This window comes from Streptomyces gardneri, from assembly GCF_006539185.1.
GTDB classification, from domain to species: Bacteria; Actinomycetota; Actinomycetes; order Streptomycetales; family Streptomycetaceae; genus Streptomyces; species Streptomyces gardneri.
The window spans coordinates 154,915-178,966 of record NZ_BJMN01000006.1; the positions used below are offsets into that span (position 1 = coordinate 154,915).

19 protein-coding genes are annotated in these 24,052 nt (G+C 71.7%); 11 read left to right on the forward strand and 8 right to left on the reverse strand.

Annotation, left to right across the window (positions count from 1 at the left end):
• Positions 1-7: 7 nt before the first annotated feature.
• Positions 8-427: a hypothetical protein gene (locus tag SGA01_RS05090; protein WP_229918307.1), complete on the forward strand. Its 420-nt coding sequence runs from the start codon at positions 8-10 to the stop codon at positions 425-427.
• 11 nt (positions 428-438) lie between these two features.
• Here the strand turns inward: SGA01_RS05090 and SGA01_RS05095 are convergent, their stop codons facing one another.
• The 3 genes from SGA01_RS05095 to SGA01_RS05105 all read right to left on the reverse strand — a co-directional run bounded on the left by SGA01_RS05095 (position 439) and on the right by SGA01_RS05105 (position 3,739).
• The gene (locus tag SGA01_RS05095; RefSeq protein WP_141293714.1) at positions 439-1,404 is read right to left on the reverse strand and encodes a hypothetical protein; all 966 of its coding nucleotides are present in this window, start codon (positions 1,402-1,404) and stop codon (positions 439-441) included.
• Between the two features lie 152 nt (positions 1,405-1,556).
• Complete coding sequence (locus tag SGA01_RS05100) at positions 1,557-2,588, reverse strand: zinc-dependent alcohol dehydrogenase (protein ID WP_141293716.1); 1,032 nt, start codon at positions 2,586-2,588, stop codon at positions 1,557-1,559.
• Positions 2,585-3,739 (reverse strand): mandelate racemase/muconate lactonizing enzyme family protein, encoded by a 1,155-nt coding sequence (locus SGA01_RS05105; RefSeq protein ID WP_141293718.1) that lies wholly within the window; start codon positions 3,737-3,739, stop codon positions 2,585-2,587. The genes SGA01_RS05100 and SGA01_RS05105 overlap by 4 nt, the downstream gene beginning before the upstream one ends.
• 234 nt (positions 3,740-3,973) lie before the next feature.
• Here SGA01_RS05105 and SGA01_RS05110 point away from each other — a divergent pair, with 234 nt between their 5' ends.
• Positions 3,974-4,768 carry an IclR family transcriptional regulator gene (locus SGA01_RS05110; protein ID WP_141293720.1) on the forward strand — a complete coding sequence of 265 codons (795 nt, stop codon included), beginning with the start codon at positions 3,974-3,976 and terminating at the stop codon, positions 4,766-4,768.
• Positions 4,769-4,841: 73 nt separating this feature from the next.
• Here the strand turns inward: SGA01_RS05110 and SGA01_RS05115 are convergent, their stop codons facing one another.
• Positions 4,842-6,119, reverse strand: coding sequence for an ROK family protein (locus SGA01_RS05115; RefSeq protein ID WP_141293722.1), 1,278 nt, complete (start codon positions 6,117-6,119; stop codon positions 4,842-4,844).
• Positions 6,120-6,249: 130 nt separating this feature from the next.
• Here SGA01_RS05115 and SGA01_RS05120 point away from each other — a divergent pair, with 130 nt between their 5' ends.
• From SGA01_RS05120 to dgoD, 5 genes are all read left to right on the forward strand, one after another.
• Complete coding sequence (locus tag SGA01_RS05120) at positions 6,250-7,155, forward strand: SMP-30/gluconolactonase/LRE family protein (RefSeq protein ID WP_141293724.1); 906 nt, start codon at positions 6,250-6,252, stop codon at positions 7,153-7,155.
• Between the two features lie 216 nt (positions 7,156-7,371).
• Complete coding sequence (locus SGA01_RS05125; RefSeq protein ID WP_229918308.1) at positions 7,372-8,046, forward strand: bifunctional 4-hydroxy-2-oxoglutarate aldolase/2-dehydro-3-deoxy-phosphogluconate aldolase; 675 nt, start codon at positions 7,372-7,374, stop codon at positions 8,044-8,046.
• A complete protein-coding gene (locus SGA01_RS05130; protein ID WP_141293726.1) occupies positions 8,043-9,002 on the forward strand; it encodes a sugar kinase in 960 nt (319 codons plus the stop codon). Before SGA01_RS05125 ends, SGA01_RS05130 begins: the two co-directional genes overlap by 4 nt.
• A gap of 74 nt (positions 9,003-9,076) precedes the next feature.
• Positions 9,077-9,829, forward strand: coding sequence for an SDR family NAD(P)-dependent oxidoreductase (locus tag SGA01_RS05135; RefSeq protein WP_141293728.1), 753 nt, complete (start codon positions 9,077-9,079; stop codon positions 9,827-9,829).
• The gene (gene dgoD / locus SGA01_RS05140) at positions 9,826-10,971 is read left to right on the forward strand and encodes a galactonate dehydratase (RefSeq protein ID WP_141293730.1); all 1,146 of its coding nucleotides are present in this window, start codon (positions 9,826-9,828) and stop codon (positions 10,969-10,971) included. Before SGA01_RS05135 ends, dgoD begins: the two co-directional genes overlap by 4 nt.
• Positions 10,972-11,010: 39 nt before the next feature.
• On the opposite strand, the gene zapE is transcribed toward dgoD, so the two are convergent.
• A complete protein-coding gene (zapE, locus tag SGA01_RS05145; RefSeq protein WP_229918309.1) occupies positions 11,011-12,072 on the reverse strand; it encodes a cell division protein ZapE in 1,062 nt (353 codons plus the stop codon).
• 296 nt (positions 12,073-12,368) lie between these two features.
• On the opposite strand from zapE, the gene SGA01_RS05150 reads away from it, so the two are divergent.
• Positions 12,369-15,326 (forward strand): DUF11 domain-containing protein, encoded by a 2,958-nt coding sequence (locus tag SGA01_RS05150; protein ID WP_141293732.1) that lies wholly within the window; start codon positions 12,369-12,371, stop codon positions 15,324-15,326.
• A gap of 100 nt (positions 15,327-15,426) precedes the next feature.
• On the opposite strand, the gene SGA01_RS05155 is transcribed toward SGA01_RS05150, so the two are convergent.
• Both SGA01_RS05155 and SGA01_RS05160 read right to left on the reverse strand, forming a co-directional pair.
• Positions 15,427-17,016: a glycoside hydrolase family 53 protein gene (locus tag SGA01_RS05155; protein ID WP_141293734.1), complete on the reverse strand. Its 1,590-nt coding sequence runs from the start codon at positions 17,014-17,016 to the stop codon at positions 15,427-15,429.
• Between the two features lie 192 nt (positions 17,017-17,208).
• Positions 17,209-19,245 (reverse strand): beta-galactosidase, encoded by a 2,037-nt coding sequence (locus SGA01_RS05160; RefSeq protein WP_141293736.1) that lies wholly within the window; start codon positions 19,243-19,245, stop codon positions 17,209-17,211.
• 206 nt (positions 19,246-19,451) lie between these two features.
• Between SGA01_RS05160 and SGA01_RS05165 the strand changes: the two genes are divergently transcribed.
• Positions 19,452-20,765: an ABC transporter substrate-binding protein gene (locus SGA01_RS05165; protein WP_141293738.1), complete on the forward strand. Its 1,314-nt coding sequence runs from the start codon at positions 19,452-19,454 to the stop codon at positions 20,763-20,765.
• A gap of 50 nt (positions 20,766-20,815) precedes the next feature.
• Here the strand turns inward: SGA01_RS05165 and SGA01_RS05170 are convergent, their stop codons facing one another.
• A complete protein-coding gene (locus SGA01_RS05170; RefSeq protein ID WP_141293740.1) occupies positions 20,816-22,021 on the reverse strand; it encodes an RNA-guided endonuclease InsQ/TnpB family protein in 1,206 nt (401 codons plus the stop codon).
• Positions 22,022-22,168: 147 nt separating this feature from the next.
• On the opposite strand from SGA01_RS05170, the gene SGA01_RS05175 reads away from it, so the two are divergent.
• Positions 22,169-23,101 carry a carbohydrate ABC transporter permease gene (locus tag SGA01_RS05175; protein WP_141293742.1) on the forward strand — a complete coding sequence of 311 codons (933 nt, stop codon included), beginning with the start codon at positions 22,169-22,171 and terminating at the stop codon, positions 23,099-23,101.
• Positions 23,098-24,036, forward strand: coding sequence for a carbohydrate ABC transporter permease (locus SGA01_RS05180; RefSeq protein ID WP_141293744.1), 939 nt, complete (start codon positions 23,098-23,100; stop codon positions 24,034-24,036). The genes SGA01_RS05175 and SGA01_RS05180 overlap by 4 nt, the downstream gene beginning before the upstream one ends.
• Positions 24,037-24,052 lie beyond the last annotated feature (16 nt).

Below are 24,052 nucleotides of genomic sequence, written 5' to 3' on the forward strand. Positions count from 1 at the left end.
CGGAGAGATGTTCGCGATGGTGTACCGGTGGAGGGTGAGTCCGGGCAAGGAGCAACTGCTCATCGACGGCTGGCACCGGGTGACCATGGCGATCCATCAGGAGTGCGGAAGCTACGGCTCCCGGCTCCACAAGGCGGACGACGGCACCTGGGTGGCGTACGCGCGCTGGCCCGACCGGGAGACCCGGGAGCGGGCCGGGACCCCTGATCCGGAGGGTGAGGCGATGATGCGCGAGGCGATCCTGGAGTACTTCCCCGAGACGCGCCTGACCATCGTCGACGACCTCCTCGCCGAGCCCGAGCCCATGCTTGAGCCCATGCTTGAGCCCGAGCCCATGCTTGAGCCCGAGCCCGCGCTTGAGCCCGTGCCCGCGTTTGACTCCGTGCCCGTGTTCGAGTCCGGGTCGCAGCCCCAGGTCGTCGGCTGAGGGCCGTAGTGTCAGTGGGTGTCGACCGGGAAGCGGACGAGCGGGCCAGGATCCCTTGAGCCCAGCGGGGACATGCCTCCGTCCGCCCCGTGTCGGGCCAGCAGGTCGAGGACGAGCCGCCCCCGCCGTACCCGCTCACGGGCCATGGCCAGGGCCTGGTCCCGCAGGTGCGCGCCGTAGGGGTAGATCCCGGCCGCCCGGCTCAGCCCGAACTTCAGGTACAGCGGCGCGCCCCGCCGGATCAACTCGGCCGCCTCGTACATCCGCACATAGCCGCCGAGGTCGTCCGGGGCCTCGACGTACAGATCCATCGGGGCCCGGCTGACCCGGCGGATCTCCGTGAGGTGCGCGAGTGTCAGATCGGAGGGCACGTTGAGCGAGTCGGCGCCGAGCCGCTCGTGCACTCCGAAGGCCGCCGGGTTGACCGGGCCGATCAGCGCGGACACCTTGAAGGTCGTGTCGCCGGGCAGCACCCCCTCGACGCGCAGCCGGTGCAGCGTCCACAGGACGCCCTCGTCGGCGACGAGCAGGCACCGCACGCCCAACTCGACGGCCCGCAGGGCGTCTTCGACGCAGCCGGCGAGCGCGTCGTGACCACGGGCGCGCAGCCCGGCCCCGCCGGAGTCGGTGCGTGTGGCGGCGCCGGTGTCCCAGGTGCCGCGCGGTCCGGTGAACAGGCAGAGCTCCACGGAGCGTTCGGCGCAGGCGTCGACCATCTCGGTGATCTCGGCGTCGGTGAGCATCCAGACGCCGCTGCCCTGGCTGACCCGGTGTACGGGAACGTCGAGCCGCTCGCTCTCGGCGAGGACGACGCCGAGCGCCTCGGGCCCTTCGACGGAGGGCAGTTCGGTGCGCCAGAGCCCGCCGTCGGGGAAGGCGTGCGGGGAGGTGTCGGCGAGGTCGTCCGCCGGGACGGGGTGGCCGATACGGCGGAGCGCGTCGCCGCCGGGACGTCGGGGTGCCGGGCGCGTGGTCATCGGGATCGATCCTCTGTTCGGGAGGTCGGAGGAGGTGCGGAAGGGGCGGGGAGAGGGGGGTGGGGGCCTTGCCGGGCACGGGTACGGAGTGCCCTGGCGGTCACGGGTACGGGAGTGTCCTACCGATCACGGGTACGGGAGTGCCCTGCCGGTCACGGGTGCAGGAGGACCTTGCCGGTGCCCGGGGCGCCGCCGCCCACCAGGGCGAGCGCCTCGCCGAACCGCTCCAGCGGGAACGCGTGGGTGACGAGCGGCGCCGGGTCGAGCAGTCCGGCCGAGAAGGCGCGCACCGCGTCCGCCCAGGCGGCGGAGGAGGCGCCGAAGACGGAGCGGAGCTCCAGCTGGCTCAGCGACAGATGGACCGGGTCGATCCCGGTGGCCCCCGCCGCGAACATCCCGGTCAGGACCACCCTGCCGCCCCGCCGCGGGAGGAGGCAGGAGGAGGCGGCCGTCGTGGGCGCCCCGGCCGTCTCCACGACCAGGTCGTAGCGCCCGGACACGCCGTCCGCCTCCGCCGGGGACAGTGCCCGGTCGGCGCCGAAGTCCAGCGCCTGCGCGGCTCGTTCCGTGCGCGGGTCGACGACGGCCAGCTCGGCGGGGGAGGAGGCGGCGAGCCACTGGACGGCGAGCAGGCCGAGTGTCCCGGCGCCGACGACGGCGATCCGCTCGCCCGGGCGCGGCCGCCCGGCCCGTACCGCCGCGGCGACGACGGCGGCGGGTTCGAGGAGCGCCGCGGCCCGCAGGTCCGCGCCGTCGGGGAGCGGGTGCAGCAGCCGCGCGGGAACCACCAGGTGGTCGGCGAAGGCGCCCGGCTCGGTGAAGCCGGTCTCCGCGTACCCGGCCGTGCAGAGGCTGGTCTCCCCGTACCGGCACCGCTCGCACGTGCCGCAGGACCGGAAGCCCTCGGCGACGCACGGCCGGCCCACGAGCGCCGGATCGACTCCGGCGCCGACCGCCTCCACGGTGCCGGACCACTCGTGCCCGGGGACCACCGGGTAGCGGACGTAACCGGGGGCGCGGTGGCCGTCGTACAGCTCACGGTCGCTCAGGCAGATCCCGGCGGCCGCGACCCGTACCCGTACGTCTACCGGCCCCGGTTCGGGCAACTCCCGCTCGACGAGCCGGTGTTCGCCGGGCGCGTCGACGACGATCGCGCGGCTGGGGCACGCCGGGATCTCGCTCATCGGGGGCGCCTCTTCTCCCATCCCTCGGCCCACAGGTCGAACCGGGCGCGCTGCTGCGGGAATTCGGCCGCCGCGTCCACGTCCAGCTCGACGCCGAGGCCGGGAGCGTGCGAGACCGTGAAGCAGCCCGTCTCCGGATCGACCTCCGGAGCCCCGCGCACGACCTTCTTGATCTCGGCGTCCGCGAAGTCGTTGAAGTGCTCCAGGACCTTGAAGTTCGGAGTGCAGGCGGCGAGTTGGAGGGAGGCGGCGGTGAGGACCGAACCGCCGACGTTGTGCGGGGCGACGAGCACGTAGTGCGTCTCGGCGGTGGCGGCGAGCTTCCTGGCCTCCAGGATGCCGCCGATGTGGCCGACGTCGGGCTGGATGATGTCGGCGGCCTGGGTCTCGAACAGCTCGCGGAACTCGATCCGGTCGTGGATCCGCTCCCCGGTGGCGATCGGCAGGTCGACCTTCTCGGCCACCTTCCGCAGGGCCTTGAGGTTCTCCGGCGGCACCGGCTCCTCCAGCCACGCGGGCCGGAACGGCGCCAGGTCGTGGGCGAGCCGGACCGCCGTCGCGGGGGAGAAGCGGCCGTGCATCTCCACCATCAGCTCGGTGTCCGGGCCGATCGCGTCCCGGACGGCCTCGATGAGCGAGACCGCGTACCGCGAACGCTCGGCGTCCAGCTCGAACCGGCCGTTGCCGAAGGGGTCGATCTTCAGCGCCCGGTAGCCGCGCGCCACGACCTCGCGGGCCGCCGCGTGGTAGGCCTCCGGGGTGCGCTCGGTGGTGTACCAGCCGTTCGCGTACGCCGGTACGCGGTCGGTCACCTGTCCGCCGAGCAGCTGCCACACCGGCACACCGAGGGCCTTGCCCTTGATGTCCCAGCAGGCCGTCTCCACGACGGCGATGCCCGACATCACGATCTCGCCGGCCCGTCCGAAGTCGCCGTACTTCATGCGGCGGACGAGATCCTCGACTGCGAACGGGTCGGAGCCGGCGATGTGGTTCGCCTCCGCCTCGCGGAGATAGCCGATCAGGGCATCGGTGTGCCCGAGCATCCGGGTCTCGCCGACACCGGTCAGTCCCTCGTCGGTGTGGACCAGGACGTAGGTCAGATCGCGCCACGGCGTTCCGACGACATGCGTGGTGATTCCCGTGATGCGCACGGTGGTTGCTCCCCGGGGGCGCTGGCGAGATGTTCGAGATATCGAATACTGTTCGGTGGACCGGCGCGACCGTAGGCAGCGGCCGACCGGCATGTCAATGGGCGCGCGTCCACGCTGCCGGCCGCGGCCGGGCCCCGTCCGGCCGTTGCCCGTCCCGTGGGGCACGGCTAGTCTCTGTCCGCGATTTCGATCGCTGCACGGGATATCGAACGAGCAGAGGGTGGGGTGGGCCCCGTGGGACGACTCGTTCCGGCGGTGACCAGGGCATTCGACATACTGGAGCTCTTCCTCCAGGGCGACGGGACGCTGTCCGCGCCCGAGATCACCCGCAGGCTCCAGCTGCCGCGCACGACCACGCACGAGCTGGTCGCGACCCTGACCGCCCGCAACTACCTCGTGCAGGTGCCGGAGCAGCCCGGCCGCTACCGGCTCGGCGTCCGCACGTACCAGCTCGGCAGCCGGTACGCGGAACAGCTCGACCTCGCGGCCGAAGGCCACCAGGTCGCCCGCGAGGTGGCGGACACCTGCGGCGAGACCGTCCACGTGGCCCTCCTGGAGGACATGGACGTCATCTACATCGCCAAGGTCGACTCGACGCATGCGGTACGGATGGTCTCCGCGACCGGCCGCCGTCTGCCCGCCCACTGCACCGCCGTCGGCAAGATGCTCCTCGCCTCCCTCCCCGCCTCCGAGCTCGAAGCACGTCTCGAAGAGCGCCTGGAAGAGGGGCCGTTGGAGGCGATGACGCCGAACAGCCTCAGCGACCCGGAGGTGCTGCGGGCCGCGCTCGCCGAGATCCGGATCCTCGGCGTCGCCGTCGAACTCCAGGAGTCCAACCCGGACGTCAGCTGTGTCGCCGCCCCCGTGCGGGACCGGTCCGGCCGGGTCGTCGCGGCGCTGTCCGTCTCGGTGCCGGTCCACCGCTGGAGCGAGGATCGGGAGAACGAACTCACCGCCCTCGCCACGAAGGGCGCCGACGAGCTCTCGGCGCGACTGGGGTACCGCGGCGGGCACCCGGGCGGGCGCTGAGCCCGGGGGGCCGGGCGCCGGGGCGGGAGCCGAGCGGGACGTAGGCCGCCGGTGCGGAGGGCCCGGGCTTCCGTCAGGCCTCCGCATCGGCGGACCCGGCGCGCCGCCCGTCCCGGCGCTCCCGGGGCTGACGCATGCGGCTGACCGGCCCGAAGACCTCCCGGTCGTTGAGGAAGCCCTCCAGTGCGAAGGTGGCGGCTCCCCGGGTGACCGCGTTGTGCGGGACCGCGCTGCGCCGCAGGGTCGCGGCCCGGTGCGGCAGCGGCAGGGCGTGCCGGGTCACGGCCTCGTACGTCGCCGTCAGCAGGCGCTCCCCGAGCAGGTCCACGACCTGGTTGCCGAGGACGAGGACCCGGGGGTTGAGCAGGTTGACCAGATTGGCCATCGCCGCGCCCAGGTAGCGCCCGGTCCTGTCGATGACGGCGGCGGCCGTCGGGTCGCCGTCCGCTGCCGCGAGCGCCAGGGCCGCGACCGTCGTCGCGTCGTCCGCGCCAGCCGCCCGCTCGTCGTCCGGCGCCAGCTCGCGCCAGGTCTGCGCGATCCCGCGCGTACTCACGTACGCCTCCACACAGCCCCGGTTGCCGCAGGTGCACAGGCGGCCGTCCAGGGCGAGGCAGGTGTGGCCCCACTCGCCCGCGCTGTTGGTGAAGCCCCGGTACAACTGCCCGCCGATGGCGATCCCGGCGCCGACACCGGCCCGCAGCGTGAGCACCACCAGGTCGTCGGCCTCGCGCCCGGCGCCGAACCACAGCTCGGCGACCGTGCTGGCCCGCAGCGGGTTGTCGAGCCACAGGGGCAGCCCGAGGCGCTCGTCCAGCAGGGCCCGCAGCGGCACCTCGTGCCAGGACCAGTACGGCGAGAAGGACGAGACACCGCCCTCGCGCTCCACCATGCCCGGCACGCTGACGCCGGCGCCGAGCACCCGCTCGCGGGGCGTCCCGGACACGCTCAGCAGCTCCTCCACGCAGCCGGCGAGGACGTCGACGACGTCGGAGGGGCGGACGTCGCCCGGCGGGAGAGGGCGCTCGACGGAGTGCCGGACCGTCAGGGCGAGGTCGAAGAGTTCGGCGTGCACCGAGGTCTCGGCGATGTCGACGCCGATCAGCGCGCCCCGCTCGGCGTTCACGGCGAGGCGCGCACGGGGGCGGCCGCCGCTGGAGTCCTCGTGGCCCGCCTCGACGAGCACCCCGGCCTCCAGGAGCTCGGCGGTGAGGTTGGCGACGGTGGCGAAGGAGAGCCCGGTCGCCGTCGCGATGTCCTGACGGCTCATCGCACCCGGGCCCGCGTAGACGCGCCGCAGGACCTCGAAGCGGTTCAGGCGTCGGATGTCCTGCGACGTCCGCTTGATCATCTGTGCTGTCCTCCGGTCGACCGCGCTGTCCTGAGGATGTTATTCGAAGGGTTGGAAGAAGGGGAGGGCAGGTTATTTACAACCATTAGACGAAGCCCTATTTTTTTGAGGAGTCAACCGAGGAGGACAGATGCTGCACCTCAGGGCCGTGCCCTGCTCCCCCCTGCCCGGACGTCTGACGGAAGGTCCCCTCTGGGACGACCGGCGCCGGCAGGTGCTCTGGGTGGACATCCCGGAAGGGCTGGTCCACCGGGCCGCCCTGACCGACGGCGAGGAAGGGCCCGACCTCGCGCCCGTCGCCACCCTCCGCCTCGACCGCCCCGTCGGCGCCGTCGCCCTCTGCGCCTCCGGCGCCGTCCTCGCGGCCGCGGGCACCTCCGTCCTGCGCCTGGACGAGGGCCGCCCGGTCGCCGAGGCCGTCGAACTCGCCGCTCCCCTCCTCCCCGACGACGGCCTGCCGCGCCGCATGAACGACGCCGCCGTCGACCCCGCGGGCCGGCTCCTCGCGGGAACCATGGCGTACGACGAGAGCCCCGGCGCGGGCGCCCTTTACCGCCTCGACGGCGACGGACTCGTCACCCTGCTCGACTCCGTCACCATCTCCAACGGCCTTGGCTGGAGCCCCGACGGCAGCCTCCTCTACTACGCCGACAGCCCCACCGGCCGCGTCGACGTCTTCGCCTACGACCCGGAGACCGGCGCCCTCGGCGACCGGCGCCCCTTCGCCGTCCTCGACCGGGGCGTCCCCGACGGACTCACCGTCGACAGTGCCGGACGCGTCTGGGTCGCTGTTTGGGGAGGCGGCGAAGTCCTCGCCTTCGAGGCCGACGGCACCCTCCACGCGCGCGTGGAGGTACCCGCCTCGCACGTGACGAGCTGCGCCTTCGCCGGCCCCGCGCGCGACGTCCTCGTCATCACCACGGCGACCGAGGGCCTCGACGAGGAACGGCGGCGCACCGAACCCGACGCAGGCCGCCTCTTCGTCTGCCGCCCCGGCGCCACGGGCCTGCCCACGCCCCTGTACGCCGACCGCTGATCCCCCCGTGCGCCGACCGCCGAGGGTCGACTCCGTACGCCGGCCTCCGAGGTCGACCCCGTAAGCCGACCGACGACGTACGCCGACCACGAAGTCGACCCCGTACGCCGACCACCGACGTACGCCGACCAACGACGTACGCCGACCACGACGTCGACCCCGGTACACCGACCACCGACGTACGCCCACCACCGCCCCGCAAGGAAGCACCCCACTGTGACCACCCCGTACGAGACCGCCGCCCCGCCCGCCCCCGGTGTCGCCCACGAAGGGCTGCGCGCAGCGCTGGCCGCCGCCCCCGTCATCGCGATCCTCCGCTCCACCTCCGCCACCCGCTTCGCCGAAGTCACCGACACGCTCCGGGCGTCCGGCGTCCGGGCCGCCGAGTTCACCCTCACCACCCCCGGAGTCCTCGACGCGCTCCGCGAGTACGCCGCCGACGCCCCGCCCGGGCTCGCGCTCGGCGCGGGCACGGTGACCACACCCGCCGAGGCCCACGCGGCCGTCGAGGCCGGAGCGACCTACCTGATCACCCCGACCACCTCCACCGAGGTCATCGCCGAAGCCGTCCGCCTGGGCGTCCCGGTGCTCCCCGGCGCGTACACCCCCACCGAGATCCTCACCGCCTGGCGGGCGGGCGCCACCATGGTCAAGCTCTTCCCCGCCGCGACCGGCGGACCGGAGTACCTCCGCGCCGTACGCGCCCCGCTGCCCGACGTCCCCCTCGTCCCGACCGGGGGCATCGGCGCCGCCGACGCCCCCGCCTACCTCGCCGCGGGTGCCACCGCCCTCGGTGTCGGCAGCCCCCTCGTCGGGGACGCCTGCGAGGGCGGCTCCCTGGCGGCCCTCGCCGAGCGCGCGGCCGCCTTCCTCGACGGGATACGGCGATGAACCCGGCCCCGCCCCACCCCGAACTCGTCACCCTCGGCGAGGTCATGGGGGTCGCCGCCGCCACCACGCCCGGCCCGCTCGCCACGGGAGCAGCCCTGCGCCTCGGCTGGGCGGGCGCCGAGGCGACCGTCGCCGTCGGCGTCAGCCGGCTCGGCCGCAGCGCCGCCTGGACCGGCCGTGTCGGGGAGGACGCGATGGGAGCGATGGTCCTCGCCGGACTCCGCGCCGAGGGTGTGGACGTCTCCGGCGCCCGTACGGACCCGGCGGCCCCCACCGGCCTGATGCTCCGCGAGCGGCGCACCGCCGACCGGCTCCGCGTCACCTACTACCGCGCCGGACTCGCCGGCTCCCGCCTCGCCCCCGAAGACCTGGACGAGGCACGGATGGCGGGCGCCCGGATCCTCCATGTCACCGGCATCACTCCGGCGTTGAGCCCCACCGCCCGCGCCGCCGTCGAGCACGCCGTCGCGGTCGCCCGGGCGGCCGGGGTCATCGTCTCCTTCGACGTCAACCACCGCGAACGCCTCTGGAGCCGCGCCGAGGCCGCCGAGGTCCTCGCCCGTCTCCTCCCGTACGCCGACATCGTCTTCGCCGGACCCGAGGAGGCCGCCCTCTTCGTGCCCGCGGACGAGCCGGAGCGGATGGCCCGCGCCCTCACCGGTCTCGGCCCGGCGCAGGCCGTCCTCAAGCTCGGCGCCGACGGAGCCCTCGCGGTCGCCGACGGCGCGCTCCACGTCCAACCGGCCGTACGGGTCACCGCCGTCGACCCCGTCGGCGCGGGCGACGCCTTCGTGTCCGGCTACCTCGCCGCCGTCCTCGACGGCTCACCGGTCCCGGAACGCCTCCGACTCGCCGCGCTCTGCGGCGCGTTCGCCGTCTCCGTGCCCGGCGACTGGGAGGGCCTCCCGCGCAGCGCCGAACTCGGCCTGCTCGCCGCCCAGGACATCAGCCGCTGAGCCCACCTCCCGCACCCTCCCCACCTCCCGCACCACGTCCCGTAGCGACCAGCACCACAGGAAACCTCACACCCATGAACCGTTTCTCCGGACGGACCGCCGTCGTCACCGGCGCGGCCTCGGGCATCGGCGCCGCCAGCGCCGCCCGCCTCGCCGCCGAGGGCGCCTCGGTCCTCGTCTCCGACATCGCCGACGAGGCGGGCGAAGCCGTCGCCGCCGCGATCCGCGCCGACGGCGGCCGAGCCGCCTACGTCCACTGCGACGTCTCCTCCGAGGAGGACTGGACCGCCCTGCGCGAGGAGGCCCACACCCGCTTCGGCCCGGTGGGCGTCCTCCACAGCAACGCCTTCACCCACACCGCCGCGGCCGCCCACGAACTCCCCGTCGCCACCTGGGACCGGGAGATGGCGGTCAACCTCCGGGCCCTCTACCTCGCCACCCGCACCTTCCTCGACGACCTGCGCGCCGAGCGCGGCAGCCTCGTCGCCACCTCCAGCGTCCACGCCGACTTCGGCCTGCCCGGCTACCCCGCGTACGCCGCCGCCAAGGGCGGAATGTGCGCCCTGGTACGGCAGTTCGCCGTCGAGTACGGGCCGGACGTGCGCTTCAACTCCGTCCTGCCGGGACCGATCCTCACCGACGTGTGGAACGACGTCGACGAGGAGGGACGGCGGATCTCCGCCGACGCCACCGCCCTCGCCCGGCTCGGCCGCCCCGAGGAGGTGGCGTCCGCCGTCGCCTTCCTGGCCTCCGCCGACGCCACCTACATCACCGGAACGAACCTGGTCGTCGACGGCGGCTGGACCGTGAAGAAGGACTCCAAGTGAAGATCACCTCCCTGCGCACCCACCTCGTCGCCCCGCGCTGGTGCTTCCTGCGCATCGACACGGACGAGGGCATCACGGGCTGGGGCGAACCCGTCGTCGAGGGCCGCGCCCACACCGTCGCCGCCGCCGTCGAGGAGCTCTCCGACTACCTGATCGGCCAGGACCCGATGAAGATCGAGGACCACTGGCAGGTCCTCACGAAGGGCGGCTTCTACCGCGGCGGCCCGGTCCTCTCCAGCGCCGTCGCCGGCATCGACCAGGCCCTCTGGGACATCACGGGCAAGGCCCTCGGCGTCCCCGTCTGGCAGCTCCTCGGCGGAAACGTCCGCGACCGCGCCCGCGTCTACAGCTGGATCGGCGGCGACCGGCCGGACGAGGTCGCCTCGGAGGCCCTGGCCCGCAAGAACGAGGGCTTCACCGCGATCAAGATGAACGCCTCCGCTCAGCTGCGGCTCATCGACACCCCCGCCGCCACGCAGGCGATCGTGGACCGGGTCGCCTCCATCCGCGAGGCCGTCGGCGACGAGTTCGACATCGCGATCGACTTCCACGGCCGCCTCACCGCGCCCATGGCCCGCCGGGTCCTGCCGCTCCTGGAGCCGTACCTGCCCTTCTTCGTGGAGGAGCCGGTCGTCCCGGAGATGAGCGACCACATCGGCGACATCGTCCGCTCCACCTCCATCCCCATCGCGACGGGCGAACGCCTCTACTCCCGCTGGGACTTCAAGAAGGTCCTCGACCAGGGCATCGCCGTCGCGCAGCCCGACCTCTCGCACGCGGGCGGCATCTCCGAGGTGCGCAGGATCGCCGCGATGGCGGAGGCGTACGACGTCTCCCTCGCCCCGCACTGCCCGCTGGGGCCGATCGCGCTCGCCTCCTGTCTCCAGGTCGGCTTCGCCACGCCGAACCTGCTGATCCAGGAGCAGAGCCTCGGCATCCACTACAACACCGGCTCCGACCTGCTCGACTACCTCGTGGACCCGGCGGTCTTCCGGTACGAGGACGGGCACGTGGCCCTGCCGACCGGGCCGGGCCTCGGCATCGAGGTCGACGAGAAGGCGGTCGAGCGGGCCGCCGAGGTCGGCCACCGCTGGCGCAACCCGGCCTGGCGCCGGGACGACGGCTCGCTGGCGGAGTGGTAGAGCGTCGAGACGTGCCGAGGGGGCGGGCCTTCCTGGGGCTCAGTCCGCACGCCGGAGCATCGCGAGCCGGCTCGCCGTGCGGTCCAGGTCGCGTACCTGGGCTTGGCCGTCGGGGAGGGAGGCCAGTGGGTCGGAGCCTATGAGGACCAGCCTGACGTCCCGGTCACAGGCGACGTCCACGAGGTTCGCGAACCGCTGCCGTCCGTCCGTGGAGGCCTCGGCCAGCGGGGGTACGCCGTCCAGGACCAGGGTGTCGAACCGTTCGGCGAGGGCGAGGTAGTCGGGCACCGCCGTCGTGGTCTCGCACAGCGCGTCGAAGGCGAACCACACCAGTTCGCCGCGCACCGCGCGGGCCGGGAGCTCCCGTCGATGGGCCGGGACGGTGGTGGCCTCCGCGGGCGCCGGGACGCCGAGGCCCAGCGCCTCCAGGGCGGAGTCCCCCGGGGGCAGGCACAGGCCCGTCGCGAACCGGCGGCCGCCGGCCTCCGACGGGGGCGCCGCCAGTCGGCGGAAGTCCACCGGCCCCGAGACGTCCAGGACGTCCATCCGCTCTTCGATCAGCTTGATGGTGGGCTCGAACAAGTGGTGGTAGAGCGGGTCCGGCATCAGCCCGGCTGGCGGGTAGTTGGAGGTGGTCACCAGGGTGATCCGGCGGTCCAAAAGCGTGGGGAAGAGGCGCGCGATCAGCATCGCGTCACCCGCGTCGTGTGCGTGGAACTCGTCGAAGACCAGGACCCGGCTGTCCCCGATCAGCTCGTCGAGCGCGCTGTCGACGGCGCTCTGCCCGTCGTGGCGGGCGCCGGGCCTGGTCACTCCGTCGTGCAGCCGCCGGAAGAAGTCGTGGAAGTGCAGCCGGCGCTTACGCCCGGCGGGCAGCCCCTCGTAGAAGGTGTCCACGAGCCAGCTCTTCCCCCGGCCCACCGGACCCCAGACGTACAGGTCGCGCGGTGGCCTGGGAAACGTCCAGGCCGGCCTGGCGAGTTCGGCCGCCAGCCGGGACAACCGCGCGACGGCGGCCTCCTGCGCCGGGGCGACGGAGAATCCGCGCCGAGCCGCGGCCTGGTGGAAATGGCGGCGCATGGCCTGGTCGTGGTGGGACACCGGTCAGCTCATCCGTTCGTACGCCGGGTTTTCGTCAGGGCATCGGGCGACCCCCGACTCGGCGCCTGAGAAAGGATCATGATCGCACCGGCTCGCCCGCACGAACACCGCCCGGGACGTGTCAGAGCACCCCGCAGCCGACGATCGGACCATCCTCAGATGCCGCCGAGTCGGCGACACCCTGTCGGACACCCGGTGGTGACGGAGCGTGTTGCCCCATCGAGACGGGCTCCTGCTGCGAGCATCCCTGCCAGCGATCCGCTCCACTGTTGCTCGCCCTTGAGGGAGACCGCCGGATGCCCAGGGTCAGTTCGTACTTCCGTCTATTCGCCGTGTTCCTGCTGGTGCTGGCAGGGGTGTCCGTCGCCGGCGCCACGCCGGCCCAGGCCGCGACACAGGACATCACCATCAGCCTCTACCGAGTCGTCGAGCTGTCGTGCGACGAGGGTGCCGGGGAGGCCTGCGGCAACGACTACTATCCGAAATTCGAGATCGACCACCAAGGACTGTTCGACGGCAGGGACACCTACTGCTGCGCCCACGGCGCCGACATCCGGACCAACTGGGTCCGCACGGCCACGGTGGACACCAGCCACAACCCCGTCGACATCCAGATGCAGCTGTGGGACCAGGACGACCTGACCCAGGACGACCCGATCCGCTGGACGAAATCGGGGAGTGCCGACCTCAACCTCCGCTTCGACCTGAACACCTGCACCTTCACCGGCAGCGGACTCACCCCCCAACAGGGGGCGGACGTGCCGACCCTGGCGGGTGAGAGCGAAGGCAGCGGTGAGGACTCGGCCCGCGGGTACTTCACCATCACCACCCCCTTCTGCGTGGGTCTGGCGGACACCGTCGACAGCGACGGCGACGGCATCATGAACACCTGGGAAGTCGACGGCAAGGGCCTGGACTTCGACAAGGACGGGACCCCCGACCTGCCCCTCGGGGACGCGGCGTACGGCGCCGTCCCCTACCGTAAGGACCTGTTCGTCGAAGCGGACTACATGGCCGCGGACAAGCCGCAGCCGGGGGCGCTCACCGACGTCGTGAACGCGTTCGCCCAGGCGCCGGTCGACGAGTACCCCGACCCGGGCAATCCGGCGAAGAAGAAGTACCGAGGCATCAACCTCCACGCCGTCGAAGGCGAATCCCTGCCGAACGTGACGCCACTGACGTTCTACAGCTCCGGCCCCGGCCCGCAGGACGACTTCAACGACCTCAAGAGCGGGAACCCGGCCGGACCCTGCACCGGCTTCTTCGGCACCCCTGCCGACCGGTCCAGCCCGAACTGCGCGAACATCCTGCAGGCGAAGCGCCAGGTGTACCGCTACATGATCTTCGGCAACAGCTACGCCGAGTCGCCCGGCTCCTCGGGCAGCTCGGAGTGGAGTGCTGCCGGCCCCCAGGGCGGCAACGACTTCCTCGTGACGGTCGGTTCCTGGGGCACCCTGGCGCTCAACAACGTCGGCGGACGAAGGAACGCCGAGGCCTCCACCTTCATGCACGAGCTCGGACACACGCTGAGCCTGGGCCACGGCGGCGACGACTTCGCCAACTGCAAGCCCAACTACCTCAGCGTGATGAACTACACGCTCCAGTTCGCGAACAACGACTCCGCGAGGCCCCTGGACTACAGCAGCGCCGCCAAGCGCACGGCCCTCGGCACGACACCGGCCACGGTCCTCGACGAGGCGAGCCTCAACGAGAACAACGGCGTGCACGGGACGCCCGCCGACCCCGCCCGCAACACCGTCTACGGGATCGGCGGCAAACTCCGGGTCGCGCCGGCCACGAACGGCCCCATCGACTGGAACGGGACCAACGGCAACACGGAAGCCAATGTCCCCGCGGACATCAACTACATCTCGTCCATCGGTCCCGCGGACCAGTTCGGGTGCAGCGCCACCAGCCCGGGCCAGACCCATGACGGGTTCGACGACTGGGCGCACATCCAGTACAACCCCCGCCTCAACACCACGTTCTTCGCCGACGGCGCACGGCCGAACCTGCCGCCGGAGCTGACCGAGGAGACGGTGCTCGCCATGTCGCAGAAGGCCGACCTGGCGATCGCCAAATCGGCCGACCGCCCCGACGCGGCCGGCGGGGACACCGTGCGCTACACCACCACCGTGACCGACCTCGGGCCCGGTACCGCCACCGATATCCGCGTCACCGACACCCTGCCCGACGCCACGACGCAGCAGCGCTCCCTGCCGGACCTGAACAACGGCGCCGTCGCCACCGTCACGCCGGGCTTCACGTACCAGGTGCCGTGCGACACGAAGGACGGCACGGTGCTCACCAACCGTGTCACCGTCACCGGAACGGACACCGACGGCGTGCCCGACCCGTACACGGACGACAACAAGGCGCAGGCCACCACGACGGTGCACGCGCCGGTGCTGACGGTGGACAAGTCGGCCACGGCCGCCGTCAACGCGGGCGAGGCCATCACGTACACGATCACCTACGCGAACACGGGCAGCGGCGACGCCTCGGGCGTCACCGTCACCGACACCCTGCCGGCCGGCGTCTACTACAGCCAGGCGCTCGACCTCGGCACGGGCCCCGAGCCCGCTTCGGTGACGCTCAACGGCGACGGGACCCGCACCCTCGTCTGGAACATCGGTGCGGTGCCGGCGAACTCCGGCGAGCTGCGGATCGTCTTCACGGCCCGGCCGACGCTGCTGGCACCGGCCGGCACGACGTACACCGACACCGTGTCCGTGAGCTACCGGAACGCCGCCGGCGCCTGCACCTTCGCGCCGGTCACCGACTCGGCCACCACGTCCATCACCGTCGTGCCGCCCACCCGCGACCCGCTGTCCCAGGGGTTCTGGAAGAACCATGAGGCGCTGTGGACCGCCGAGTTCCTGGCGCGCATCCAGGCGACCGACCAGCGATACGACACCGACCGGAACGGGGCCCTGTCCGTCAGTGAGGGCACGGCGGCGTTCAACGGCAGCAACGCGCCGAAGAGCATTCTGGGCAAGCAGCTGCTGGCCGCCTACTTCAACCTGGCCACCAGGCGCATCAACGCCGGCACGGCGATCAGTTCGAGGACGACCCAGTCGCTGGGTCTCGGCAACGTGCGCGAGGCCGTGATCTACGCGCAGGACACCCTGCTGCTCCCGGTGAACTCCGGTACCTCGCCCCGCTACAGCGCCATCATCGGCGTGCTGGACGACATCAACGCCAACAGGATCGAGGTGTACGGCCCGAGTTCGGCGAGCCGCTCTCGCGGCTGATCGCACACGGCCGACCCGGTCGGGAGGCCGTGGACGATCAAGGGCCCGTACACGCGCTGCGGCGCGAGTACGGGCCCTTCCCTTATGGCGAGGGGCGGTTCTAGCGGTGCGCGAACCAGCTCGCCGCCGGGAGCAGCTTGCTGTCGTAGTCGAACAGGGCCTGGTTCTCCCAGCCGTTGCCCGAGGAGGAGTCCGTCGGGTCCCAGCCGTTGCCGGTGACGGCGGTCCACGCCGGCTCCCAGTAGACGACCCCGAGACCGCGGCCGTTCGGCACGGCCTCGACGACGTTCATGATGTCCCGCAGCCAGGCCGACTGTCCGGCGCCGCTCGCCGGGTAGCCGGAGACGAGCTCGCTCGACAGGTCGATGATGTTCTCGTGGCCGTCCTCGCTGTCGAGGCGGAACGGGTAGGCGGTCTCCACGACCATGACCTTCTTGCCGTAACGGGTCGAGATGTCGTCGAGGTTGGTCTGGAGCGCGGAGAGGGCGCCGTGCCAGTAGCCGTAGAAGGACAGCGCGATGACGTCGTAACTCACGCCCTGTGCGGCCGCGTTGTCGAACCAGTTGCGGTAGAGGGCGTTGTCGCCGCCGTTGGCGAGGTGCAGTGCGATCTGCGTGCTCGACGACACCGCCTTGGCCGCCGAGATACCGGACTTGAGCAGCCCGCCGAGCTGCGACCAGTTGGATGTCGAGCCCTCCGGCCAGAGCATGCCGGTGTTGATCTCGTTGCCGATCTGCACCATGTCGGCCGTGGTGCCCTGCGCCTTCAGGGCGTTGAGGACGTCGTACGTGTGGTTGTAGACGTCCGTGGTGAGCTGGGAGTACGAGTGGCCCGACCAGGCCGCGGGCTTGCTCTGGGCGCCCGGGTCGGCCCAGATGTCGGAGTAGTGGAAGTCGACGAGGAGCTTCATGCCCTGGGCCTTGATGCGCTGGGCCGTGGCGAGGACGCGCGCCTTGTTGTTGTAGCCGTCGGCCGGGTTCACCCACACCTTGAGGCGGCCGTAGTTCGCGCCCGCGTTCTTCAGGATCGTGACGGGGTCACCGGTGACGCCGGCGCTCGTCCGGTACGTCCCGCCGAGGTCCTCGCTCTTCTTCAGCGCGGAGAGGTCGACGCCCTTGACCGCGAGCCCGGTCGAACCGGCGGTGAAGGTGAGGTCGTCGACGTTCAGCCAGTTCCCCGCGTTCGCATCGGAGTTGATGCTGATCGTGCAGGCGCCCGAGGTGACGTTGACCGAGGTGACGAGCCGTATCCAGGCGCCGTTGGAGGTCACCGGCAGGTCGGTGCGCTGCTCGGCGGAGCCGCAGTTGCGCAGGGCCAGGTAGGCGGAGTTCTGCCCGCCGCCGGAGCGGACCCAGGCGCTGAGCGTGTACGTGCCGTTGGTGAGCCCGGAGAGGTACTGGTACGTCTCGACCTTGTACGCGGAGGCCGACCAGTGGCTGAGGCGGTAGCTGCCGCCGTGGCCGCCGGCCTCGGTGAACGAGGCGGCGTTCTGGCCGGCGGCCGAGTAGGTGGACCAGCCGGCGGGGGTGGCGGTCCCGGCGGCGTCGCTCTCGAACCCGGCGTTGGTCAGCGTGGCGGCCGCCTCGGCCTGCGGGGCGCCGGGCAGCGGAGCCAGGAGCAGGGCGCCCAGCGCGGCGGCGACGGCCGCTGCGCGCAGGCGGACGCGGCTTCTGAGGGGGGTGAGGTGCATCGTCGAGTCCCTTCGACGGTGGCGGATGTGAGAAGTGGTGCGTTCCTAACGGGTGGTGCGGGTGGTGCGGGTCCTGCTGGTGGTGCGGCTCACCCGGGGGCGGCGCAGCGGGGCGCGGCCGCCCCCGGGGAGATCGGGGGCCCGGTGGCAGGCCGGGGGAGGGGGATGGTGCGTGTGGTGCGTGCGGTGCGGTCAGGCGTCGAGGCGTACGACCCTGACGGCTCCCGCCGGGACGGTGAGCTTCCCGTCGACCGGCGTCCCGCCCGCGGTACCGCCCAGGAGCTCCGTCCCGGAGCCGTCGAGCGGCACCTCGGCGTCCTCGGTGGAGTGGTTGAGCGCGAAGAGGTACTGCCGCCCGTCGTCCCCGGCGCGACGCACGACCTCCACGTCACGCGGGAGCGCGGCACGCGCCGCGACCCCGGCGTCCTCGCAGGCGGCGGCCACGATCGCGTCCGCCGAGGCCGCGTCGAGCCGGGTGGAGACGTACCAGGCGGTGCCCCGGCCGAGCCGGTGCCGGGTGACCGCGGGCCCGCCGGCGGCCGGTCCGTCGGCGTACGACCACACGGTCTCGGCGCCGCGCGGCCGGACGAACTCCGTCCACACGTCCCCGGTGAGCGAGGCGCCGTCCGGCCCCTCGATCCGTACGCGCTGCTCGTCGAGGAGCGGCGACCACTCCTCCACGGTCAGTCCGAGGACGTCCCGCAGGGCGCCCGGGTAGGCGCCGGGGTGCACGGCGTCGTGCTCGTCGACGATCCCGGAGAAGTACGAGACGACGAGTGTGCCGCCGTTCTCGACGTACTCGCGGAGGTTCTGTCCGGCGGCCTCGGTCATGAGGTAGAGCGCGGGCACGACGACCAGCGGGTAGGCGGACAGGTCGGCCTCGGGGTGCGCGAAGTCGACCGTGAGGTGCCGGTCGTACAGGGTCTCGTAGAAGCTGTCGGCGCGCTCGCGGGCGTCGTGGGCCTCGTTCGGCCGCCACTCCAGGCTCTGCGCCCACCAGGAGTGCCAGTCCCACAGCATGGCGACGTCCGGGACGGTCCGGCTGCCGCGCACCTCCTCCAGGGCCTCCAGGCCGGCCCCGAGGGCGACGACCTCGCGCCAGACCCGGGTGTCGGTGCCGCCGTGCGGGACCATCGCGGAGTGGAACTTCTCGGCGCCGCGCCGGGACTGGCGCCACTGGAAGAACATGGCGCCCTCGGAGCCGCGGGCCACGTGGGCGAGGGAGTTGCGGGCCATCTCGCCCGGGCGCTTGGCGGGGTTGCGGGCCTGCCAGTTCACACCGGACGTGGAGTGCTCCAGGAGCAGCCAGGGCGCGCCGCCGGCGACGGAGCGGGTGAGGTCGGCGGCCATGGCGAGGTTGACGTGGGTGCGGCGGCCGTCGGTCATCAGGTAGTGGTCGTTGGTGACGAGGTCGACCTCGCGGCCCCAGGCCCAGTAGTCGATCGAGTCGCACTGGCTGAGCGCGGTCATGAAGTTGGTGGTGACGGGCGTGCCGGGGGCCAGTTCGTGCAGGATGTCCCGTTCCGACCGGAAGTTCTCCCGGATGGTGGCGTCGGCGAAGCGCCGGTAGTCGAGCTGTTGGGCCGGGTTGCCGACGGTGGGGGTGACGCGCGGCGGGTCGATCTCCTCGTACGAGCCGTAGCGCTGCCCCCAGAAGGCGGTGCCCCAGGCCTCGTTCACCGCCTCCACCGAGCCGTAGGTCTCGTGGAGCCAGCGGCGGAAGTGGGCGGCGCAGCCGTCGCAGTAACAGGCGCTGACGGGCACGCCGTACTCGTTGTGGACGTGCCAGAGGGCGAGCGCCGGGTGGCTGCCGTAGCGGCGGGCGAGCTCGGTGGTGATGCCGGCGGCGGCCGTGCGGTACGCGGGCGAGCTGTGGCAGATCGCCCCGCGTGAACCGTACGAGTAGCGCACGCCCTCGGCGGTGACGGGCAGCGCCTCGGGGTGGGCGCGGTAGAACCAGGCGGGCGGCGCCACGGTGGGCGTGCCCAGGTCCACCCGGATGCCGTGGGTGTGCAGCAGGTCGAGGAGCCGGTCGAGCCAGCCGAAGTCGTACCGGCCGTGCTCGGGTTCCAGGAGGGCCCAGGAGAAGATCCCGACGCTCACCATGGTGACGCCGGCCTCCCGCATCAGCCGGACGTCCTCCTGCCAGACGCTTTCCGGCCATTGCTCGGGGTTGTAGTCGCCCCCGAACGCGAGCCGCTGCAGGCCCTTGGGAGTGGTCTGCGGCATGAGTCTCTCCTGAAAGCTCGGAAGGTGGAAGCTTGTTCGCTTGGGAACGTGCACACACACGATCTCGATGTGGCAACGCAACATAACCGCACACGAACAACCATTGACAAGTGTCCGGAACGTTTCTCTACTGTGAACGCTCACAGATGCATGGACGGCCTCTCCATCTGAGAGAGAGGCCCCTTTCGGTCAGGGAGAAGTACCCCATGCCCCACATCACGCGCCGCAGCCTCGCCGCCGCCACCGCCGTGCTCCTCGGCGCAACCGCGCTCACCGCCTGTGGATCCTCCGACTCCGGCGACAAGGCGGGCGCCGAGTCCGGCCCGGTCTCGCTCACCTACTGGGCCTGGGCGCCCGGCATGGACAAGGTCGCGGCCCTCTGGAACGCCAAGCACCCCGACATCAAGGTCACCGTGCAGAAGCAGGCGTCCGGCGACGACCTCGTCACCAAGATCATCACCGCGGCGAAGGCGCACAAGGCCCCCGACCTGGTCCAGGCCGAGTACCAGGCCCTGCCGACACTCGTCAGCAACGACGCCCTCGCCGACATCGCCCCGGAGGTCCAGGGCGTCAAGGACAAGTTCGCGCCCGGCATCTGGCAGCAGACCACCTTCGGCGGCGAGGCCGTCTACGCCCTGCCGCAGGACTCCGGCCCGCTGATGTTCTTCTACCGCGAAGACCTCTTCAAGCAGTACGGCCTGACCGTCCCCACCACCTGGGACGAGTTCGCCGAGACCGCCCGCGCCGTCAAGAAGAAGGCGCCCAAGAAGTCCCTGACCACCTTCTCCGCCAACGACTCCGGCCTCTTCGCCGGCCTCTCCCAGCAGGCCGGCGCCAAGTGGTGGACCTTCGAGGGCGACGCCTGGAAGGTCGGCATCGACGACGCCGCCACCAAGAAGGTCACCGACTTCTGGGGCGGCCTGGTCGCCGAGGGCGCCGTAGACAACCAGCCGATGTACACCCCCGCCTGGAACAAGGCCCTCAACACCGGCGAGCAGCTCGCCTGGGTCAGCGCCGTCTGGGCCCCCGGCACCCTCACCACCGCCGCCCCCGACACCAAGGGCAAGTGGGCCATGGCCCCCCTCCCGCAGTGGAACAAGGGCGAGAACGCCACCGGCAGCTGGGGCGGTTCCTCCACCGCCGTCACCACCGACTCGAAGCACAAGGCCGCCGCCGCCCAATTCGCCACCTGGCTGAACACCGACCCGGAGGCCCTCGCCGCCCTCGTCAAGGAGAGCGGCATCTACCCCGCGGCCACCGCCGCGCAGACCAGCGGAGCCCTCGCCAAGGCCCCCGACTACTTCGCCAACCAGCCCGACTTCTACACCCGCGCCGCCGAGATAGCGAAGACCACCGCGCCCGCGGCCTGGGGCCCCAACGTGAACGTCGCCTACACCTCCTTCAAGGACCAGTTCGGCAAGGCCGCCAAGGCCAAGACCGGCTTCCCCGAGGCCCTCACCACCATGCAGGGCGCCACCGTCGCGGACCTGAAGAAGCAGGGCTTCGAGGTCGCCAATTGACTCCTCCCCCTCACGAACGAGGGGAATTCCTAGCTCACTTGGCCTTTCACCTAGCAGGTGGCAGGTCTTACAAGATCAGCACCAGCCGGGTTGAGACCAGCCCGGACGAGCATGACGCGGGCGGAGTTCTTGTCCCTGGGGGACACAGCTCCGCACGCGGCGCACGTGAAGGTTCTCTCGGAAAGGGGAAGTGCGTGCTTGGTTCTCGCTCCGCACCGTGCGCACTCCTTGGTGGTGTGCGCGGGGTGGATCAGATGGACAGTGCGGCCGTGTTTGCGGGCCATCTCGACCAGGGCCGTCTTCGTCGCGGCGATGGCGGCGTCGGCGGACTTGCGGGCCATGGTGGTCCTCGCCAGGAACTGCGGACGGAAGTCCTCCACCGCCAGCACGTCATGGTCACGAACCACACGCTTGGCCCACTTGCGAGCCGTGTCCTGGCGTTGCCGGGCGACCTTCTTGTGCGCCTTCGCCGCCGCTTTGCGAGCCTTGAGGTATCCAGCGGTGTCGGGACGGTTCCTCGGGGTGGCGCGCCGGGCCATCATCCGCTGGTAGCGAGCCAGTTTCTGTGCGGCGGTCTTTCCGTGCTGGGCGTGGGGGAGGTCGTGGGCGTCGCTGGTGGTGGTCGCCGTCTCACGTACGCCCCAGTCGATGCCGATCACCCGGCCCGTGTCGGGCAGCCGCTCGGGCTGGACGGTCACGACAAACGAGGCGTACCAGTGGCCGAGGCTGTCGCGGTGCACCCGTACCGACGTCGGGAGGGCCGGAAGGCCACGCGACCATACGACCGTCAGGACGATCCCGCCGGCCAGGTGCAGTCGACCGTCCTTGAGGCGGAAGCCCCGCACGGTGTAGTTCAGCGAGGGCTGCGCCTCGCGCTTCCGCTTCGTGCGGGGCATCCCGGCCCGCCGCCGTACAGGCAGTCTCGCCTTGATGTCCTTGAGCGCCTTCGCACGGGACTTCCCGAAGTCCCGGACGGTCTGCTGCTGCGGCACCGACGAACCCTCCCGCAGCCAGGCCGTCGACCTGCGGGCTTCGGTCAGCAGCTTGTCCAGGTGCGCCGGACCACAGGTGGCTTTCTCCTTCAGGGTCCGGTTGAGGGCGTGGACCCTGCGGGACAGCGCCACGCATTCGTTCCACACCCACCGACACCGCGCCCACTCACCTTCCAGAGCAGCACGCGCGGTGGACGACACACGGACCCGGTAGGTGTACCGAGCCTGCCCGGCTCCGTCCGCCCCCACTGCCGTCGTCGCCATACATCACAACCTAACGGCCACCACTGACACCGGAAGAAAGCACAGGTCACCACCGATGCACAGCAGACTCCGCCGCTACGCGACTCCGCCCCAAGGGGGGCCCATACCGTCCCGGACCGAAGGCTGGTACCTCCTGGGAGATGCCAAGTGACGCAGCCCCCCAAGGGCGTGCGCCGGTCGTACGGGGTCAAGGCGGCCCCGTACGGCTTCCTCCTGCCCGCCGCCGTCCTCTTCGCCCTCTTCTTCGCTCTGCCCATCGGCTACGCGGTCTGGCTCAGCTTCCACAAGGTCCGGATCAAGGGTCTCGGCCTCGGCAAGGGCGCCAAGACCGAGGTCTGGGCCGGCCTGGAGAACTACACCTCCGCCCTCGCCGACTCCGAACTCCTCGCGAGCGCCCTGCGCGTCCTCGGCTACGGCGCCATCGTCGTCCCCGTCATGCTCGGCCTCGCCCTCTTCTTCGCGCTCCTGCTCGACTCCGAGCGCGTCCGGGCCCGCTCCTTCGCCCGGCTCGCGATCTTCCTCCCGTACGCCGTCCCCGGCGTCATCGCCGCCGTCCTCTGGGGCTTCCTCTACCTCCCCGACGTCAGCCCCTTCCACTACCTCCTCGACAAGGCCGGACTGCCGCAGCCCGACCTCATGGACGGCGGACCGCTCTACCTGGCGATGTCCAACATCGCCGTCTGGGGCGGCACCGGCTTCAACATGATCGTCATCTACACCGCGCTGCGCGCCCTGCCCACCGAGGTGTACGAGGCGGCCAAGCTCGACGGCTGCTCCGAACTCCAGATCGCGCTCCGCATCAAGATCCCGATGGTGGTGCCCTCGCTGGTGCTCACCTTCTTCTTCTCGATCATCGCGACCCTCCAGGTCTTCAACGAGCCCACCACGCTCAAGCCGCTCACCAACGGCATCCCGTCCACCTGGAGCCCTCTGATGAAGGTCTACAGCGACGCCTTCACCGGCGGGAACATCCACGCGGCCTCGGCCACCGCCGTCGTGCTCGCCCTCGCCACCTTCGCGCTGTCCTTCGCGCTCCTCAGGATCTCCAACCGCCGCACCACACAAGGAGCAGGCCGATGACCGGGCTCGCCTCCCCCAAGCTCCGCAAAGCGGCCCCCGCGGCCGGCAGCACCCCCGGCACCCCCCAGGGCCCTCCCCCTGCCGCCGGCAGGAAGGCCGACGGCCCTCGCCGCACCGCCCTGCTGCCGACGACCGCCCTCGTCCTCGGCGCGCTCTACTGCCTGCTGCCCGTCGCCTGGGTCCTCGTCGCCGCCACCAAGGCCGACGACGAACTCTTCTCCACCTTCACCTTCCTGCCCGGCAGCGGTCTCACCGACAACATCGGCGAGCTCACCGGATACCGCGACGGCATCTACTGGCGCTGGATGGCCAACTCCGTGCTGTACGCGGGACTCGGCGGCGTCCTGTCCACCGTGGTCTCCGCGTTCGCCGGCTACGCCCTCGCCGTGTACCGCTTCCGCGGCCGCGAGGCGTTCTTCAACATCATGCTCGCGGGCGTCCTCATGCCCCCCGTCATCCTCGCCATCCCGCAGTACCTGCTGATGGCCGAGGCCGACCTCACGGACACGTACGCCTCCGTCCTGCTGCCGCTGGTCCTCTCGCCCTACGGCGTCTACCTCGGCCGCATCTACGCCGAGGCGGCCGTCCCCATGGAGCTGGTCGAGGCCGGCCGCGTGGACGGCGCCGGCGAGTGGCGCATCTTCCTCAGGATCGCGGTCCCCATGATGTCCCCGGGCCTGGTGACGATCTTCCTCTTCCAGTTCGTCGCCATCTGGAACAACTTCCTCCTGCCGTTCATCATGCTCGGCGACGACGAGAAGTTCCCCATGACCGTCGGCCTGTTCACCCTCCTCAAGCAGGGAGCCAGCCAGCCCGCCCTCTACACGCTGGTCATCACCGGCGCGCTGCTCGCGATCGTCCCGCTCATCGCCCTCTTCCTTCTCATCCAGCGCTTCTGGAGCCTCGATCTGCTCTCCGGCGCCGTAAAGTCCTGAACCACAGGGGATCGAG

Bases quoted from the DNA above. Each gene is read 5' to 3' on its own strand.
- SGA01_RS05090 (WP_229918307.1), top strand. From the start codon at position 8: ATGTTCGCGATGGTGTACCGGTGGAGGGTGAGTCCGGGCAAGGAGCAA.
- SGA01_RS05095 (WP_141293714.1), bottom strand. From the start codon at position 1,404: ATGACCACGCGCCCGGCACCCCGACGTCCCGGCGGCGACGCGCTCCGC.
- SGA01_RS05100 (WP_141293716.1), bottom strand. From the start codon at position 2,588: ATGAGCGAGATCCCGGCGTGCCCCAGCCGCGCGATCGTCGTCGACGCG.
- SGA01_RS05115 (WP_141293722.1), bottom strand. From the start codon at position 6,119: ATGATCAAGCGGACGTCGCAGGACATCCGACGCCTGAACCGCTTCGAG.
- SGA01_RS05120 (WP_141293724.1), top strand. From the start codon at position 6,250: ATGCTGCACCTCAGGGCCGTGCCCTGCTCCCCCCTGCCCGGACGTCTG.
- SGA01_RS05130 (WP_141293726.1), top strand. From the start codon at position 8,043: ATGAACCCGGCCCCGCCCCACCCCGAACTCGTCACCCTCGGCGAGGTC.
- SGA01_RS05135 (WP_141293728.1), top strand. From the start codon at position 9,077: ATGAACCGTTTCTCCGGACGGACCGCCGTCGTCACCGGCGCGGCCTCG.
- SGA01_RS05150 (WP_141293732.1), top strand. From the start codon at position 12,369: ATGCCCAGGGTCAGTTCGTACTTCCGTCTATTCGCCGTGTTCCTGCTG.
- SGA01_RS05155 (WP_141293734.1), bottom strand. From the start codon at position 17,016: ATGCACCTCACCCCCCTCAGAAGCCGCGTCCGCCTGCGCGCAGCGGCC.
- SGA01_RS05160 (WP_141293736.1), bottom strand. From the start codon at position 19,245: ATGCCGCAGACCACTCCCAAGGGCCTGCAGCGGCTCGCGTTCGGGGGC.
- SGA01_RS05165 (WP_141293738.1), top strand. From the start codon at position 19,452: ATGCCCCACATCACGCGCCGCAGCCTCGCCGCCGCCACCGCCGTGCTC.
- SGA01_RS05170 (WP_141293740.1), bottom strand. From the start codon at position 22,021: ATGGCGACGACGGCAGTGGGGGCGGACGGAGCCGGGCAGGCTCGGTAC.
- SGA01_RS05180 (WP_141293744.1), top strand. From the start codon at position 23,098: ATGACCGGGCTCGCCTCCCCCAAGCTCCGCAAAGCGGCCCCCGCGGCC.